The organism is Bradyrhizobium sp. MOS002 (assembly GCF_003020115.1).
GTDB lineage: Bacteria > Pseudomonadota > Alphaproteobacteria > Rhizobiales > Xanthobacteraceae > Bradyrhizobium.
Genome location: NZ_PYFX01000012.1, coordinates 1 through 14,240, shown reverse-complemented (window position 1 = coordinate 14,240; position 14,240 = coordinate 1). Strand labels below are relative to the sequence as shown.

Here is a 14,240-nt window from a genome sequence, read left to right as displayed (position 1 = left end):
ATTCGGTCAGCGTCACCGATCAAAGTCAGGGAGATCGAATATGACCACGCAAGCACGGACCGACATTCTCAATCCAGACCGCCGTCAACTGTTGAGCCAGGCCGCGATGACCGCGGTCGCCGCAAGCGTATCGAGCCTGCTGCCGCTGCATTCCGCCAAGGCTGGCGTGAGTGGGGCGGTTCGCCCGTTCCACGTCAGCGTGCCCGAGCAGGATCTGCTCGATCTCCGCCGCCGTCTCGCGGCGACGCGCTGGCCGGATCGTGAGATCGTTGCCGATCAATCGCAGGGCGTGCAGCTGACGACGGTGCAAGAGCTCGTGCGCTACTGGCACGACGGTTACGACTGGCGCAAGATGGAAGCGCGGCTGAATGCCTTGCCGCAATTCGTCACCGAGATCGACGGCGTCGACATCCACTTCATTCACGTCCGCTCCAGGCACGAGAATGCCTTGCCGATGATCGTCACGCATGGCTGGCCCGGTTCGATCATTGAGCAGATGAAGATCATCGGCCCGCTCACCGACCCCACCGCACACGGCGCGACGGCGGCGGACGCCTTCGATCTCGTGATCCCCTCGCTGCCTGGTCACGGTTTCTCCGGCAAGCCGACGGAATTGGGCTGGGACCCCCAGCGCGTCGCGCGGGCCTGGATCGTGCTGATGAAGCGGCTCGGCTACAATCGCTATGTCGCGCAAGGCGGCGATTGGGGCAATGCCGTAACGGAGCAGATGGCAGTGATCGCGCCGCCGGAACTGCTCGGTATCCACACCAACATGCCCGCGACCGTTCCTGATGACATCGCCAAGGCGCTTCAGCCCGGCGGATCGCGGCCGTCGAACCTCTCGGCCGACGAGCGCTACGCTTACGATCAGCTCGATGATTTCTACAAGCATGGTCTCGGCTACGCGATCGAGATGTCCAACCGGCCGCAGACGCTCTATGGCCTGGTGGATTCGCCGGCGGGCCTCGCGTCCTGGATGCTCGACCATGATGCGCGCAGCACCGCCATGATCGCCCGGGTGTTCGACGGCAAGACGGAAGGTCTGTCGCGGGACGACGTGATCGACAACATCGCGCTCTACTGGCTCACCAACACCGCGGTGTCGTCGGCGCGGCTGTACTGGGAGAACAAGCTGGTGTTCTTCGAGCCCAAGCACATCAAGATCCCGGTCGCCGTCAGCGTCTTCCCGGACGAGATCTACGCCGCGCCGCGCAGCTGGACCGAGAAGGCCTATCCCAAGCTGATGCACTACAACCGTCTCGACAAGGGCGGCCATTTTGCGGCCTGGGAGCAGCCCGCATTGTTTTGCGCGGAAATGCGCACCGCCTTCCGACCGCTGCGTCAGTCGATCTGAGACCTGCGGGGACGCGCACTTCCGCGCGTTCCCCTCTTTTCCCACAGACCAGGAATCCAATCATGAACCGCCCCGAACGCACTTTTACGACCGACCAAATCCGCCTGGAGCGTCGGCTGCCGTCGTATTGGCGTGTCACCTTCGACATGCCCCCGGTCAATATCTTCGGCCCCAAGCAGCTCCCGCTTCTCGACGACGTCGTCACAGCGATCGAGAGCGATTCCGATGTGAAGGTCGTGGTGTTCGACAGTGCCGTCGAAGGCTTCTTCATCACGCATTACGACTTCCTCGCTCCGCTGGAGGATTCGCTTCGGATCCCGCCCGGCCCGACCGGCCTGCAGGCACTGCCGGACATGCTGGTGCGTCTCAGCCGTGCGCCGGTCGTCTCCATTGCCTCGATCAGGGGCCGTGCGACCGGCGTCGGCAGCGAACTCGCGCTCGCGAGCGATATGCGCTTTGCCAGCCGCGAAAAGGCGATCCTGTCGCAATGGGAGGTCGGTGCGGGCCTGGTGCCCGGCGGCGGGCCGATGGCGCGGTTGCCGCGCCTGATGGGACGCGGCCGCGCGCTCGAAGTTCTGCTCGGCGCCGACGACATCCACGGCGATCTCGCCGAACGCTACGGCTATGTGAACCGGTCGTTGCCGGATGCCGAGCTCGACGGCTTCGTCGAGGCGCTGGCCATGCGCATCGCGTCCTTCGACAAGGAGGCGATTGCCGAGACCAAGCGCCTCGTCGACGTTGCGAGCCTGCCGCCGGATGTCGAGATCAAGCCGGAATGGGACGCGTTCCTGGCTTCGCTCAGCCGCCCCGCGAGCCAGACCCGCATCAAGGCGCTGATGGCGCGCGGCTTCCACCGCGCCGGCGACGTCGAGAACCGGCTCGGCTTCCACGTCGGACAGATCGGTGGCTAGCGGAACTGTTGCGGCGTTCGGCCGGTTGGAATGATGACAGGCGGTCGTGCGAATGTCGCTTTCGTCCGGTACCGAGCGCCGGTGCTAAAACAATCAAACATGGAGAACTGAGATGATCCGCAAGGCAACAGCAGTCTGGAAGGGCACCGGTCGCGATGGCACCGGTCAGCTATCGAGCGAATCCGGCGTGCTCGCCCAGACGCCTTATTCCTTCAAGACCCGCTTCGAGAACGAGAAGGGCACCAATCCCGAGGAATTGATCGCGGCGGCCCATGCCGGCTGCTTCACCATGGCGCTGGCGTTCGGCCTGCAGCTCGCCGGCTTTACGCCGGACGAGCTCTCGACGGAAGCCGCGGTCAGCCTCGAGCCGGAAGGCAAAGGCTTCAAGATCAGCAAATCGGCGCTGACGCTGCGCGCGAAAGTGCCGAACCTTGACGACGCAGGTTTCGCCAAGATCGCCGGCGAGGCCGAGAAGAACTGTCCCGTGTCGAAAGTGCTCAACGCCGAGATCACGCTCGACGCCAAGCTGACCTAGCTCAGCACACACCAGGACTGCCGTCATGCCCCGCCAACATCAGCCGGATGAAGACAGGTTCCGGGCGATTTTGCCCGAGGACGTCGCGTGGCAGCCGTTCCCCGCATTTCCGCCCGGGGCGCGGCTGGCCGTGATGGTCGGCAGTCCCACTGAGCCCGGACCTTACGTGGTCCGGGTGAAGGTGCCGGGCGGCACCAGGCTGATGCCGCACAAGCATCCGGAGGACCGGATCTACACGGTCATGTCGGGTGTGTTCTACATCGGGCTCGGCGAGATTTTTGATGGCGACAAAGTGAAGGCTTATCCGCCGGGCAGTGTTATCGTGCTGCCCGGCGAGACCTGGCATTTTCATTGGGCGAAGTCCGGCGAATACGTTACGCAGGTTTCTGCCATCGGCCCATTGGGCCTAGAGTATCACGACGACCATGATGACCCGCGCCTGCATGCAACGACGCAATGAGGCCTTACGGATCGCGACGGAACGAATGGAGCATCGAATGACGACGGAACGCGCAGTTTTGGCCGGAGGGTGTTTCTGGGGCATGGAGGATCTCATGCGCAAGCAGCCCGGCGTGGTCTCGACCCGTGTCGGCTACACCGGCGGTTCGGTGAAGAACGCGACCTACCGCAACCATGAAGGCCACGCCGAAGCGATCGAAATCATCTTCGATCCGGCGAAGACCAGCTTCCGGACGATGTTGGAGTTCCTGTTCCAGATCCACGATCCCACCACGCTCAATCGCCAGGGCAACGACCGGGGCACGAGCTATCGCTCCGCGATTTTCTATACGACCGACGAGCAGAAGCGGATTGCCGAAGACACCATCGCCGACGTCGAGGCGTCGGGCCTGTGGCCCGGTAAGGTGGTGACCGAAGTGACGCCCGCCGGCGAGTTCTGGGAAGCCGAGCCGGAGCATCAGGATTATCTCGAACGTTATCCTGACGGGTACACCTGCCACTTCATCCGGCCCGACTGGAAGCTGCCGCGGCGCGGGGCTGCAGCGGCAGGCTAGGCTGCAGCTTCGCAGAGGCGGATTGAGGCATAGAGCATACTGCCGCCGGGCGTACGGTTGCCACCGAGGCCCGTGAGGTCATCGATCAATCTACGATGCTGTCATCGTCGGTGCCGACGGTGCGCGAAAACACTTGTGCTTCGTTTGGGGACTTTCGCCTGCTTTTCACGGAAGCGCGGGAACGCAAATGTGTGACCTATCCCCTTCGCGTGCCGGCGGCAGTTTTCGAGTCTCGAGAATGCGTTGCGGCCCGCCGCATCTCCCGTCATCCGCAGATCACATTGACCGCCTTCCGGGCAACCTCCCTCAGTTCGGCGCGGGACGCGCCGGCACGGGCGCGGATCGCGATGGTGTGCATCGTAGCCGAAGCCAGGATCGCAAGCGTTGCGGGATCGGCATCGCGCTTCAACTCACCCTTGTCCTGAGCGAGGCGGAATCGTGCCTCGAAATCGGCGTCGATCGCGCGAAGTCCCGCCGCGACACTTTTCCGGATCGCCTCATCTTCCGCGACCTCCGTGACTGCGGTCCCGACCACAAAGCAGCCGCGCGCGCGTCCCTTGCCCGAAAAATAGATCGACAGCGCTGCGTCATAGGCGAGCATCAGCGCCTCGGCCAGGGGATGGTCTCCCGCGAGAGCCGCGCGCGTCGCAGTAAGGCTGATCTCCCAATAACGCGCGAGCGCCTCGAGATAGAGCGCGTGCTTGTTGCCGAAGACCGCATAGAGGCTCGGGGGGCTCATCCCGGTGGCTGCAGCCACCTTGTCGAGGGAAGTTCCAGAGTAGCCGGTCTTCCAAAAGGTCTCGGTTGCCTGCTTGAGGGCTGCCTGTGCGTCATAGGCGGGTGGCCGCCCTCGCCGAGCAGGGCTCTTTTCGCTTCTTTTTTGCGTCATGTCGTCAAAACCTCGGCTGCCGTACGTCGTTACAGATATTTGTATGGGTCGTTATAAAAATCAAGAGGCGGAGCCTTGATTGCCGATCCGTGGGATAGTATTTGTAACGAACGTTAGGTAATTGAATAGAGGTGAGGCCTCCAATGTCGTTCAATTTTGCGCCAATCGCCGGCTGGTGGGGCGATCGCACGAGCTTCCGCGGAAGCGAAGCAGTCGGGCAGCTGCTCGGACCCGAGTTCGTGAGGCGGCTGCGCCGCCCCTTGATGCTGGCAGTGCCGATCATCGCGGCCGCGTTCGGCGCCTCCATGTATCTGGCCCAGGAGCAATATGTTTCGACCGACGATGCATTCGTTCGCGCCGCCAAGGTGACCATCAACGCCCGGGTTTCCGGCCAGGCGGTTGAGATCGCCGTGCGGGACAATCAGCGCGTTCGGCAGGGCCAGGTCCTGTTTCGAATCGATCCGGAGGCTTACCAGATTGCCGTCGATCAGGCGGAGGCCCGGCTTGGCAGTGCGCGCCTGCAGATCGACTCGCTCAAGGCGACCTACCGTCAGCAGCAGGCGGAACTGCAATCGGCCAGGGAATCCGCGTCCTTCGACGAGCGTGAGTTCGGCCGCAAGAAGATGTTGGTCGCTTCAGACTTCACTCCGCGCGCGGTCTATGAGCGGGCCGAGACGGACATGAAGGTCGCCCGCCACCGCATGGCGTCGATCGAACAGCAGATCGCCAACACGATCGTCGCGCTCAATGGCGATGCCGATATCGACGTCGATCGCCATCCAACGGTTCGCGCGGCCAGGGCGCAGCTCGACCGTGCCCGGCTCGATCTCTCCTATGCCACCGTGACGGCGCCCGACGACGGTATTGTGACGAAGGTCGACGATCTGCAGATCGGCGGCTTCGTCAATGCCGGCGCAGCCACGTTCTCGCTGATGTCGAGCCGGCATGTCTGGATCGAGGCGAACTTTCGCGAGACCGGATTGACCCACATGCGTCCGGGGCAGGAGGCGACGATCGAGGTCGATGCCTATCCGGATCGCAAATTCGGGGCGCATATCGTCAGCATGAGTCCCGGCACCGGATCGGACTTCTCGATCCTGCCACCCGAGAATGCCACCGGAAACTGGGTCAAGGTCGTCCAGCGTTTGCCGGTGCGCCTTGAACTCGACGACCTTGATGCAAGCCGGCCGCTGTTCTCGGGCATCAGCGTCACGGCGCGGGTCGACACCGGCTATCGCCGCACCTGGCCCCATCGGCTCCAATCCGCGCTCGCGACTGAGGGCAAATGAGTACGCCCCTCCCATCAACTGCTGCGCCCGGCGGTCATCACGCGATCGCCACGGCCGCCCTCATGGCGACCTACATGCAGGCCGTCAACATTTCGATCCCGAACGCTGCGCTGCCCCACATTCAGGCGACGCTGTCGATGGCCAATGACGAGGTCGGCTGGGTGTTCTCCTCGTATATCGCCGCGAGCGCCGTGACCATGTCGATCACGCAATGGCTGGCGGGACGTTATGGCCGAAAGGCGGTCTATCAGACCGCTATCGCAATCTTCGTGTTGGGTCTCGTGCTCGACACGCTGGCAACGACGTCGATCCAGTTCGTGCTGGCCCGCATCCTCCAGGGATTGGCAAGCGGACCGCTCGCGCCGCTTTCGCTGGCGATCCTTCTCGAGGTGACGCCGCCGCCGCGACATGCGCGCATGAGCCTGGCGTGGACCGTGTGCTCTCTGCTCGGCATCAGCAGCGGCCCCGCTATCGGCGGCTGGCTCAGTGAATATTACGGCTGGCCGTCGATCTTCCATGTCAGCCTGCCGATGGCCGTCTTCATCTTCCTGACGATGGCCCAGTTGCTGAGCGAGAAGCGCGCGCAGCGAAGCCAGTCCTTCGACTTCTTCGGCCTGACGACGTTCTCCGTCGGCATGATCGGGCTGCAGATGCTGCTCGACCGCGGCGAGCGCCTCGAATGGTTCGCCTCGACGGAGATCTGGGTCGAAGCGATCGCGTCGATCCTGGGCTTCTATCTCTTCATCGTCCACGTCATGACGACAAAAGAGCATTTTCTCCGCACGGCGCTGTTGCGGGATCGCAATCTCGTGCTCTCGACCGTGATCTCCTTTGCGCTCGGCTTCGTCCTGCTGCCGACCCTGGCCTTGACGTCCCCCATGCTGGAGGAATTGCTCAACTACCCGGTCGACACCACGGGCTACATGACCATTCCGCGCGGCGTGGCGCTGGTGGGAGCGCTGGTGCTGACGAGCCTTGTTCCGGCGCAGGTCGATACCCGGCCATTCCTCGTGGGTGGAATGACGCTGGTGGTCTATGCCAATTGGCTGATGCTCGGCTATTCACCGGCGATGGATTGGCGGCCGGTGGTCGGGGCGGGCCTGTTCCAGGGGGCCGGTATCGGCATGTTGTTGCCGGCGCTCGCCAGGGCGGCGTTCGGCACGCTCGATCCGAAGCTTCGCCCGGAAGGCAGTGCGCTGATCAACCTGTCGCGGCTCTATGGCAGCACCATCGGCATCGCGATGGTTCAATTGTTCTTCTACGCCAACACGCAGGCCGTGCACATCGCACTTGCAAAGAACCTCACGCCCTACCGCGTCGCTGCTTATTTCGGGGGCTCGATCGGCAAGCCGGGCCTCGCCGCGCTCAACGGCATGGTCACGCGTCAGGCAGCCACGGTCGCAGTCATCGACCAGTTCGAGATCCTGATGTTCGCAATGCTCGTCGTGATCCCGCTCGTGTTCTTTCTCCGCAAGCCGCGGCCCGCCGGTTGACGCCCGGGAGTCGTGGAACGGCATCGCATCGTCAATTTCGATCACCTCGTCCCCCGCTTGTGCGGGAGCCGAGGACAAACAAGGGAGCATCAGCATGAATACGTCCGATACGCTTCGTCATACAAGGATTTCCACTCATGCGTCGGGAGCGATTCCCGCGGTGGGATTTGGTACGCTCATTCCGGATCCGCTCGTGACCAGGCAGGCCACCAGGGCTGCACTGGAGGCCGGATTTCGACATCTCGACTGTGCGGAGCGCTACCGCAACGAAGCCGCGGTCGGCGACGCGCTCCAGGACGCGTTCAAGGCGGGGACGCTTCAGCGCGAAGACCTGTTCGTGACGACGAAGCTATGGAACACCAATCATCGGCCGGAGCGGGTCAGACCTGCCTTCGACGCCAGCCGCCGGCGGCTGCAGCTCGACGATGTCGACTGCTACATCATCCATACGCCCTTTGCCTTTCAACCCGGCGACGAGCAGGACCCGCGAGACGCGCGCAGTCAAGTCATCTATGATTCAGGCGTGACGTTGGCGGAGACATGGGGCGCGCTGGAGCGCCTTGTCGATGAGGGGCACTGCAAGTCGATCGGTCTGTCGGACATCACCCTGGAGAAGCTGCGCGAGATCGTTGCGGTCGCGCGGATCAGGCCCGCCATGGTGCAAGTCGAATCGCATCCGTATCTTCCTGAATGGGACCTGCTCGACTTCTGTCGAGAGCACGGAATTGTGTTGCAGGCGTTTGCAGCGCTGGGACACGCCATGAAGCCGAACCTCCTGGCCGATCCGGTGATCACTGCCATCGCGGAGCGCCTACACAAGACACCGGCTCAAATTGCGCTGGCGTGGGCCGTCCAGCGCGGCACGGCTTTCCTGACGACTTCGACCAATCCTCGGCGTATCCAGGAGAACTTCGATATTTCGGCCTTGCCCGAAGACGCCATGCGAGAGCTGCGGGACCAGATCACGACAAACATCAGGTTCAACACGGTCGTCGAGACCGGCGTGCCTGGATTCATTCCGCGGGCTGGATGAATCGCCGCCGGCCAGCCGACGCGTCAAGCCCGGAGCTGCGCGATCAAATCGCGAGCGCTGCGGATATCGGCGATGTCGGCACCCTCGGTGAACGGCCCGCATGCGCGTTCCAGAATTGCCGAGGCCTCCGTGGTCTGGCCAGCGCCGATCATGCACCGCGCCAGGCTGACCGCGCTTCGCAGCTCCCAGAAACGCGCGCCTTGCTGGCCGGCAATGTCCAGGGCCTCGCGAAAGCGCGCCTCGGCATCTTCTGAATGCCGGGCGCTCCTGACCATCAACTCTCCCTTGATGCGGATCAGCTCCGGCAGATACCAGAGCTCCTGCCGGTCGTTGCATCGGGTCAGGACATCCTCGATCACGTCGAGGCCGCGATCGACCTGGTCGGCCTCTCCGGAACACGCGGCGAGTTCGCCGAGCAGGGGCAGAAAGCGCGGCAGGAAGCGCGCATCGCCGGCGCGATTGAGCTCCTCGCGCAGCAACGGCAGGCCGGTTGCGACGTCGCCGCGTTTTGCCATGACTGCGGCATTGAAGGCCCTAGCCCACAGGCCCCACAGCCGGATCGCGTGGCGTTCGGTGTGTTCGAGCAGCTCGGCGCCGTGACGCTCCGCGGCGTCGAAATCGCCGGACCAGAAGGCGATCGGACAGGCGGCTTGTCCAAGCACGCTGCAGAAGGTCAGCGCGTGACCGTTGGCGCGGCCTTCCTCGATGTTTCTGGCGGTGAGGGCTTGAGCCTGATCGGCCAGGCCCTGAATCCACAGGATGCGAGCCCGGAAATATTGCGTCGATATTCTCAAATCGAGCGGGAAGATTTTCGGCTTCTCCGCCAACAGATGCAGCGATGCATTGACCCGGTCGATGCGCAGCCGAGCCTCGTTCTGATCCCCGAGATAGTGCAGCGCCACGGCCATCAGCCGGTCGCCCAGCATGACATCGGTCTTGTCGGGCGAGCTCGCGGCTGCGTTCGCAAAGCGATCGGCGAGCGCACGAGCCTTGCCGAACTGTCCGTTGTTGAACTGGTCAATGCACAAGCCCCAGAGCGCGCGCAGCCGGAAATCCTTGTCGTCGAGCCTGTCAGCCAGTTCGAGGGTCGTCTCGAGGATCGGCCGCGCCTCGCGCGCGCGGCCCTCGCCATACATCAGCGACCATCCGAGCGCCGACAGGAGCTGCATGCGGATGCGGTCGTCGTCGGCGGTGTCTGCGAGCGCCGCGAGCGCCGTTCTGCTGCGCTCACGGCATTCCGCGAACAGCGAAAGACGCACCCACAGCGTGACCGCGGCCGCCGTCAGCGCGATACCGAGTCTTGCCTCGCCGTCGGGCCCGAAGGCCCAGTCCAACGCCGCGCGCACATTGTCCAGTTCCGCGCCATAGATGCTCAGCCATTGGGGCAGCGGCGTCGAAATATCCGCCTCCGCGCGCTCGAAGAAATCGCGAAAATGCTCGGCATGACGCCGCGCGAACTGCCTGGCTTCGCCGAGCTCGTTGAGTTTTCCGTGCGCATAAGTGCGCGTGGTGTCGAGCAGCCGATAGCGCAGCGTCCGCGACCCGGACGGCGAGATCAGTGACTTGGTCACCAGGCTGTCGATTGCTTCGAGAGTTTCGGATGCGTTGAGGCCGTCACCGGACGCGACCGCCGCAGCTGCCTCCGGGGCGAAAGGCCCGGCAAAGACCGACAGGCGTCGCAGCGTGGCGCTCTCCACGGGAGGCAGAAGGTCGTAGCTCCAGTCGAGAGCCGCGGCGAGCGTCTGGTGCCGTGGCACGGCGGTGCGCCGGCCGCGCCATTGCAGCGAAAAACGGCTGTCGAGCAGGGACGCCGTGCCGGCGATGCCGTAAGCATTGACGCGGCCTGCCGCGAGCTCGATCGCCAGCGCGATGCCGTCGAGGCGCCGGCAGATGCTTGCGACGAGGGGCGCCTCTTCCGCGCTGAGCTGGAACGGGCCCGAGCTCTGCGCAATGCGCTCCACAAAGAGTTGAGCCGCGGGGTAGGCAAGGACCTCGTCGACAGCAATCCCTTCGCGCTCGGGCGGACAATCCAGCGGGAATAGACGGAAAATCCGCTCGCCTTCGCTGCGGAACGACTCGCGGCTGGTTGCGAGAACACGAAGCTGTGGTGCCTCGCGAACGATATGCTCGACGAGCGGCGCCATTTGATCCAGCACATGTTCGCAACCGTCGAAGATCAGCAGGGCCGGGCCGGTCTTCAGAAACGTCAGGAGAGCCGGCGTCGGATCCTCCGCGCTGATGGTCAGTCCGAGCGCCGAAGCAATAGTGGTCGCGATGTGACTGGCATCCCTCAGCGGACCGAAGTCGACAAAGAAGACCCGCCCGCCGAAATCCTGAGAACGCCGATGCCCGACCGTGACGGCGACCGAGGTCTTGCCGATGCCGCCCGGGCCGACGACGGTCATGAAGCGATAGAGCGAAAGTCCGTTCGAGATCTTCTCGATGACGTCTTCCCGGCCGACCATCCTGGTGAGTTCAGCGGGCAGGGAGCGGGGAGGGGCGATTTCGGCCGCGGCCGAGACCGCAGGCGGGGCTGCTTGAGCGAACGAGGCGACAAAGCAATAGCCGCGGCCGGGCACGTTGACGACATAGCGGGCCGACTTGCCGGTGTCGCCGAGCGCCTTGCGCAGCGCCGCGACGTGGAAGCGCAAGCTGCCCTCGTCGACATTGACGCCGGCCCAGATGCGCTTGACCAGCTCTCTCTTGTCGACGACTTCTCCGGGGCGTCCGGCAAGGAAGATGAGAATGTCGAGCGCGCGGCCGCCGACATGAAGCGGCGAGCCCTCCTTCTCCAAGAGCCGGGACTTCGGAAACAGTCGAAATGGCCCAAAGGAAATGGCCGAGTCTTCGCTACGATCTGGCACGCGCCATCGCCCCCTCGAAGGGAGTCAAAAAGTATTACTTTCTGCTCTACCAGAACGAGGCGTACAGTAAACTGGCCGAAAGCAGTGGGCAGGGCTGACAGCCCTGCACGGCCGGCGGGCTCGCCGAAATAATGCTTGAAAAATAAAGAGTTAGGCCGGCGCGACCATGCGATGATGCCGGGGCTCGTCGGGATGGAGGATTGACTGTGATGCTGGATTACTGCGATGGCTTGGTCCGGGAGCCGGTCCCGCCACCACATTGACTGCCGACTTCCGGAATTTCCAGCATGGCCTCTTTCACGCGGCGACAATTTGTGCATGCGTTGTCGGGCGCAGCGGCGCTCGCCGCGCTTCCCCGCACCGGACAAGCCGCCGACTATCCGTCTCGTCCGATTCGCCTGGTGATTCCCTACGGAGCCGGCGGATCGGGTGACCAGATCGCGCGTCCCTGGGTGGACAGGATGCCGTCGCTGCTCGGGCCGACCTTCGTCGAATATATCGGCGGCGCGGGCGGCGCCATCGGGACCGCGGCGGTCGCGCGCGAGGAGCCCGACGGCTATTCGCTGTTGCTCGGCAACGGCAGCACGCAGGTCATCATTCCCATGACGTCGGCGAATCCCGGATATTCCGTTGGCGATTTCCGCGCCGTCTACCGCCTGATCAACAGCGCGCTGGTTTTCGCGATCAATCCTTCGATCCCCGCCGCAAATTTGCGCGAGTTGATCGCCTATGCGAAAGCCAATCCGGGAAAGCTGTCCTACGGCACGCCGGGGATCGCCACCGGAAACCATCTGGTCGGCGAATCCTTCAAGCAGCAGGCCGGCGCGCTGGACATCGTCCATGTACCCTATCGCGGCATCGCGCAGGCGACCAACGACCTCGTCAGCGGCCAGATATCGCTCGTCATTGCCGTCATGTCCGTTCAATTGCAGCAGCTGGCTCAAGCGGGGAAAATCAGGCTGCTTGCGGTCACCACCGAAACGCGGCTGAGCGGCGCGCCGGAGATCCCGACCGCCGTCGAATCCGGCATGCCCGGCATTCGCTATGAGGGATGGTTCGGTCTGTTCGCACCCAAGGACACCGACGATGCGATCATCGACCGGATCGCGCAGGCGACGCGGCTCGCCATGGCCGATACGGCGCTTCTGGCAAGCTATCGCGCCCAGGGCATGGAGCCGGACAATGATTCTAGCCCGGACAAATTCCGGCGCATCGTCGAGGCTACATCCGCAAGCCTCGCGCCCCTGATCAAATCGATCGGGCTGAGCAATTTGTGAGGCCGTTCAGCCGTCGGCGCGCGTGACAATGCGCGCCGTCAGCGTGACGAGGGCCATCAGCGCGGCCAGGAGCCAGAACGCCATCGTCAATCCGCCAAGGCGCGCTACGAAGCCCACACCGGCGGGGCCGACGAGAACGCCGGCGTAGCCTGCGGTCGTGATCGCCGCGACGGCAAGTCCCGTGGGCATCACCGTCTGCCTCGCCGCCCGGCGGAACAGCACCGGCACGAGGTTCGATGCACCGAGGCCGATCAGCAGGAAGCCGGCCACGGCGACCGTCACGACGGGAGCGGTGAGCAGGACCACGAAACCCGCGATCGCAATGAGGCTGCCCCAGAACAATGTCGTGCGGTCTCCGATGCGCGCGACGACAGCGTCGCCGCCGAGCCGTCCGATCGTCATCGCGACCGAGAACACGATGTAGCCGATCCCGCCTTGCGCTTCGGAAACGAGGCCCGCGCCGATGACGAGCAGCGCGCCCCAATCGAGCATCGCGCCTTCGACGAGGAAGGTAATGGCGCAAAGCAGCGCGAGCAGGAGCACGGAGCCATGCGGCAGCACGAACAGCGGTCCTTCCTGCACCTGCACGGAGCGAAGCAGACGCGGCCAGGCCGCCAGCGTCGCGATCAGCATCAGGACGGAGCAGATCAGCGTGCAAGCGAGCGCCCCGAGTTGCAGCGAGAGCAGTGCGGTCATCAGCGCGGATCCGGCGAAGCCGCCGATGCTGAACAGCGCGTGGAAGCCGGACATCAGCGGACGTCCCGCGGCGCGCTCCACCTCAACCGCGTGGATGTTCATGGCTACGTCGATGGAGCCGAGCGCGGCGCCGAACGCGAGCAGTGCCAGCGCCAGCGTCATGGGCGAGCTCGCGATCGTCAGCAGAGGCAGGACCAGGGCCAGACCGAGCCCGCCCGCAATGATGATCGGCTTGCTGCCATAGCGCGCGCTCAGCACGCCGGTCAGAACCATCGCAACGACCGAGCCGATGCCGAGGCTGAGCAGGAGCAGTCCGAGGATGCCCTCGTCGACGGCGAGCCGCGCCTTTGCGAACGGGACCAGCGGTGCCCAGCACGCGACGCCGAAGCCCGCGACGAGGAAGGCAAGTCTGGTCGCAAGGCGTGTCGCCGGCCTGTCGGCAGAAGACATGGGAACTCCGGGGAGGTGGAATAGGGCAGGACGATCGACAAGCCCCGAAAATGTTGCGTCTTTATGTCCGCGGCGGACTCGAAGTGTCGCAAGCGGCCACCAGGGCTTTTGGCTCGTCACCGGCATCTCGGCGCGCCGGTGAGCTGCGCCATCGGACGAAACACCTTGACGTCCCGACCTGAACCGGTGTCAAGCCACGCCGACAAAAATATTCCACTTTACCGAAATTCGGTTTTAGCGTATGTGTCGCCTATCCCGGCTCATCCTTGAGGGGCGATCTTGTGGTCGTCACGTTCGCGAGCCGGGCTTGCGGTGGACGCGGCAGCGTTCGGGTGCGAGAGGCGTGGGCAGGGCGGATTGCTCTCCGTGAGCCCAAGGCTTCGTTCCGACGAGCGGCGCTGCTAGGCTTCGTCTCGTCTGTAAGTTTCCGGCTCCG

The 14,240-nt window shown here is 64.2% G+C and carries 12 protein-coding genes; 9 read left to right on the top strand and 3 right to left on the bottom strand.

Translation table 11 applies throughout. From position 1 onward, the window contains the following. Window positions 1-40 precede the first annotated feature (40 nt). The 5 genes from C7G41_RS27195 to msrA all read left to right on the top strand — a co-directional run bounded on the left by C7G41_RS27195 (window position 41) and on the right by msrA (window position 3,813). Window positions 41-1,354 (top strand): epoxide hydrolase family protein, encoded by a 1,314-nt coding sequence (locus C7G41_RS27195; RefSeq protein ID WP_106945412.1) that lies wholly within the window; start codon window positions 41-43, stop codon window positions 1,352-1,354. A 62-nt stretch (window positions 1,355-1,416) separates the two neighbouring features. Continuing rightward, complete coding sequence (locus tag C7G41_RS27190; protein WP_106945411.1) at window positions 1,417-2,265, top strand: enoyl-CoA hydratase/isomerase family protein; 849 nt, start codon at window positions 1,417-1,419, stop codon at window positions 2,263-2,265. Between the two features lie 112 nt (window positions 2,266-2,377). Beyond that, a complete protein-coding gene (locus C7G41_RS27185; protein WP_106945410.1) occupies window positions 2,378-2,800 on the top strand; it encodes an OsmC family protein in 423 nt (140 codons plus the stop codon). A gap of 25 nt (window positions 2,801-2,825) precedes the next feature. Further along, the gene (locus tag C7G41_RS27180) at window positions 2,826-3,260 is read left to right on the top strand and encodes a cupin domain-containing protein (RefSeq protein ID WP_106945409.1); all 435 of its coding nucleotides are present in this window, start codon (window positions 2,826-2,828) and stop codon (window positions 3,258-3,260) included. Between the two features lie 37 nt (window positions 3,261-3,297). Next, on the top strand, window positions 3,298-3,813 hold the full coding sequence (gene msrA, locus C7G41_RS27175) for a peptide-methionine (S)-S-oxide reductase MsrA (RefSeq protein WP_106945408.1): 516 nt from the start codon (window positions 3,298-3,300) through the stop codon (window positions 3,811-3,813). 265 nt (window positions 3,814-4,078) lie between these two features. Here msrA and C7G41_RS27170 read toward each other — a convergent pair whose 3' ends face one another. Continuing rightward, entirely contained in the window at window positions 4,079-4,702 is a 624-nt protein-coding gene (locus C7G41_RS27170; protein ID WP_106945407.1) for a TetR/AcrR family transcriptional regulator, read from the bottom strand. A gap of 143 nt (window positions 4,703-4,845) precedes the next feature. Between C7G41_RS27170 and C7G41_RS27165 the strand changes: the two genes are divergently transcribed. From C7G41_RS27165 to C7G41_RS27155, 3 genes are all read left to right on the top strand, one after another. After that, window positions 4,846-5,991: an HlyD family secretion protein gene (locus tag C7G41_RS27165; RefSeq protein WP_106945406.1), complete on the top strand. Its 1,146-nt coding sequence runs from the start codon at window positions 4,846-4,848 to the stop codon at window positions 5,989-5,991. Further along, window positions 5,988-7,484: an MDR family MFS transporter gene (locus C7G41_RS27160; protein ID WP_106945405.1), complete on the top strand. Its 1,497-nt coding sequence runs from the start codon at window positions 5,988-5,990 to the stop codon at window positions 7,482-7,484. Before C7G41_RS27165 ends, C7G41_RS27160 begins: the two co-directional genes overlap by 4 nt. Window positions 7,485-7,578: 94 nt before the next feature. Then, the gene (locus C7G41_RS27155; protein WP_106945404.1) at window positions 7,579-8,517 is read left to right on the top strand and encodes an aldo/keto reductase; all 939 of its coding nucleotides are present in this window, start codon (window positions 7,579-7,581) and stop codon (window positions 8,515-8,517) included. A gap of 23 nt (window positions 8,518-8,540) precedes the next feature. On the opposite strand, the gene C7G41_RS27150 is transcribed toward C7G41_RS27155, so the two are convergent. Beyond that, entirely contained in the window at window positions 8,541-11,381 is a 2,841-nt protein-coding gene (locus C7G41_RS27150) for a winged helix-turn-helix domain-containing protein (RefSeq protein WP_106945403.1), read from the bottom strand. A 287-nt stretch (window positions 11,382-11,668) separates the two neighbouring features. Here C7G41_RS27150 and C7G41_RS27145 point away from each other — a divergent pair, with 287 nt between their 5' ends. Further along, on the top strand, window positions 11,669-12,658 hold the full coding sequence (locus C7G41_RS27145; protein WP_106945402.1) for a tripartite tricarboxylate transporter substrate binding protein: 990 nt from the start codon (window positions 11,669-11,671) through the stop codon (window positions 12,656-12,658). Window positions 12,659-12,664: 6 nt separating this feature from the next. On the opposite strand, the gene C7G41_RS27140 is transcribed toward C7G41_RS27145, so the two are convergent. Beyond that, window positions 12,665-13,804: an MFS transporter gene (locus tag C7G41_RS27140; RefSeq protein ID WP_106945401.1), complete on the bottom strand. Its 1,140-nt coding sequence runs from the start codon at window positions 13,802-13,804 to the stop codon at window positions 12,665-12,667. Between the last annotated feature and the right edge of the window lie 436 nt (window positions 13,805-14,240).

What these genes read in the sequence shown, in the direction of transcription:
- C7G41_RS27140 (WP_106945401.1), bottom strand. Translation starts at nt 13,804, where the DNA reads ATGTCTTCTGCCGACAGGCCGGCGACACGCCTTGCGACCAGACTTGCC.
- C7G41_RS27145 (WP_106945402.1), top strand. Translation starts at nt 11,669, where the DNA reads ATGGCCTCTTTCACGCGGCGACAATTTGTGCATGCGTTGTCGGGCGCA.
- C7G41_RS27195 (WP_106945412.1), top strand. Translation starts at nt 41, where the DNA reads ATGACCACGCAAGCACGGACCGACATTCTCAATCCAGACCGCCGTCAA.
- C7G41_RS27180 (WP_106945409.1), top strand. Translation starts at nt 2,826, where the DNA reads ATGCCCCGCCAACATCAGCCGGATGAAGACAGGTTCCGGGCGATTTTG.
- C7G41_RS27190 (WP_106945411.1), top strand. Translation starts at nt 1,417, where the DNA reads ATGAACCGCCCCGAACGCACTTTTACGACCGACCAAATCCGCCTGGAG.
- C7G41_RS27155 (WP_106945404.1), top strand. Translation starts at nt 7,579, where the DNA reads ATGAATACGTCCGATACGCTTCGTCATACAAGGATTTCCACTCATGCG.
- C7G41_RS27170 (WP_106945407.1), bottom strand. Translation starts at nt 4,702, where the DNA reads ATGACGCAAAAAAGAAGCGAAAAGAGCCCTGCTCGGCGAGGGCGGCCA.
- C7G41_RS27160 (WP_106945405.1), top strand. Translation starts at nt 5,988, where the DNA reads ATGAGTACGCCCCTCCCATCAACTGCTGCGCCCGGCGGTCATCACGCG.
- msrA (WP_106945408.1), top strand. Translation starts at nt 3,298, where the DNA reads ATGACGACGGAACGCGCAGTTTTGGCCGGAGGGTGTTTCTGGGGCATG.
- C7G41_RS27165 (WP_106945406.1), top strand. Translation starts at nt 4,846, where the DNA reads ATGTCGTTCAATTTTGCGCCAATCGCCGGCTGGTGGGGCGATCGCACG.
- C7G41_RS27185 (WP_106945410.1), top strand. Translation starts at nt 2,378, where the DNA reads ATGATCCGCAAGGCAACAGCAGTCTGGAAGGGCACCGGTCGCGATGGC.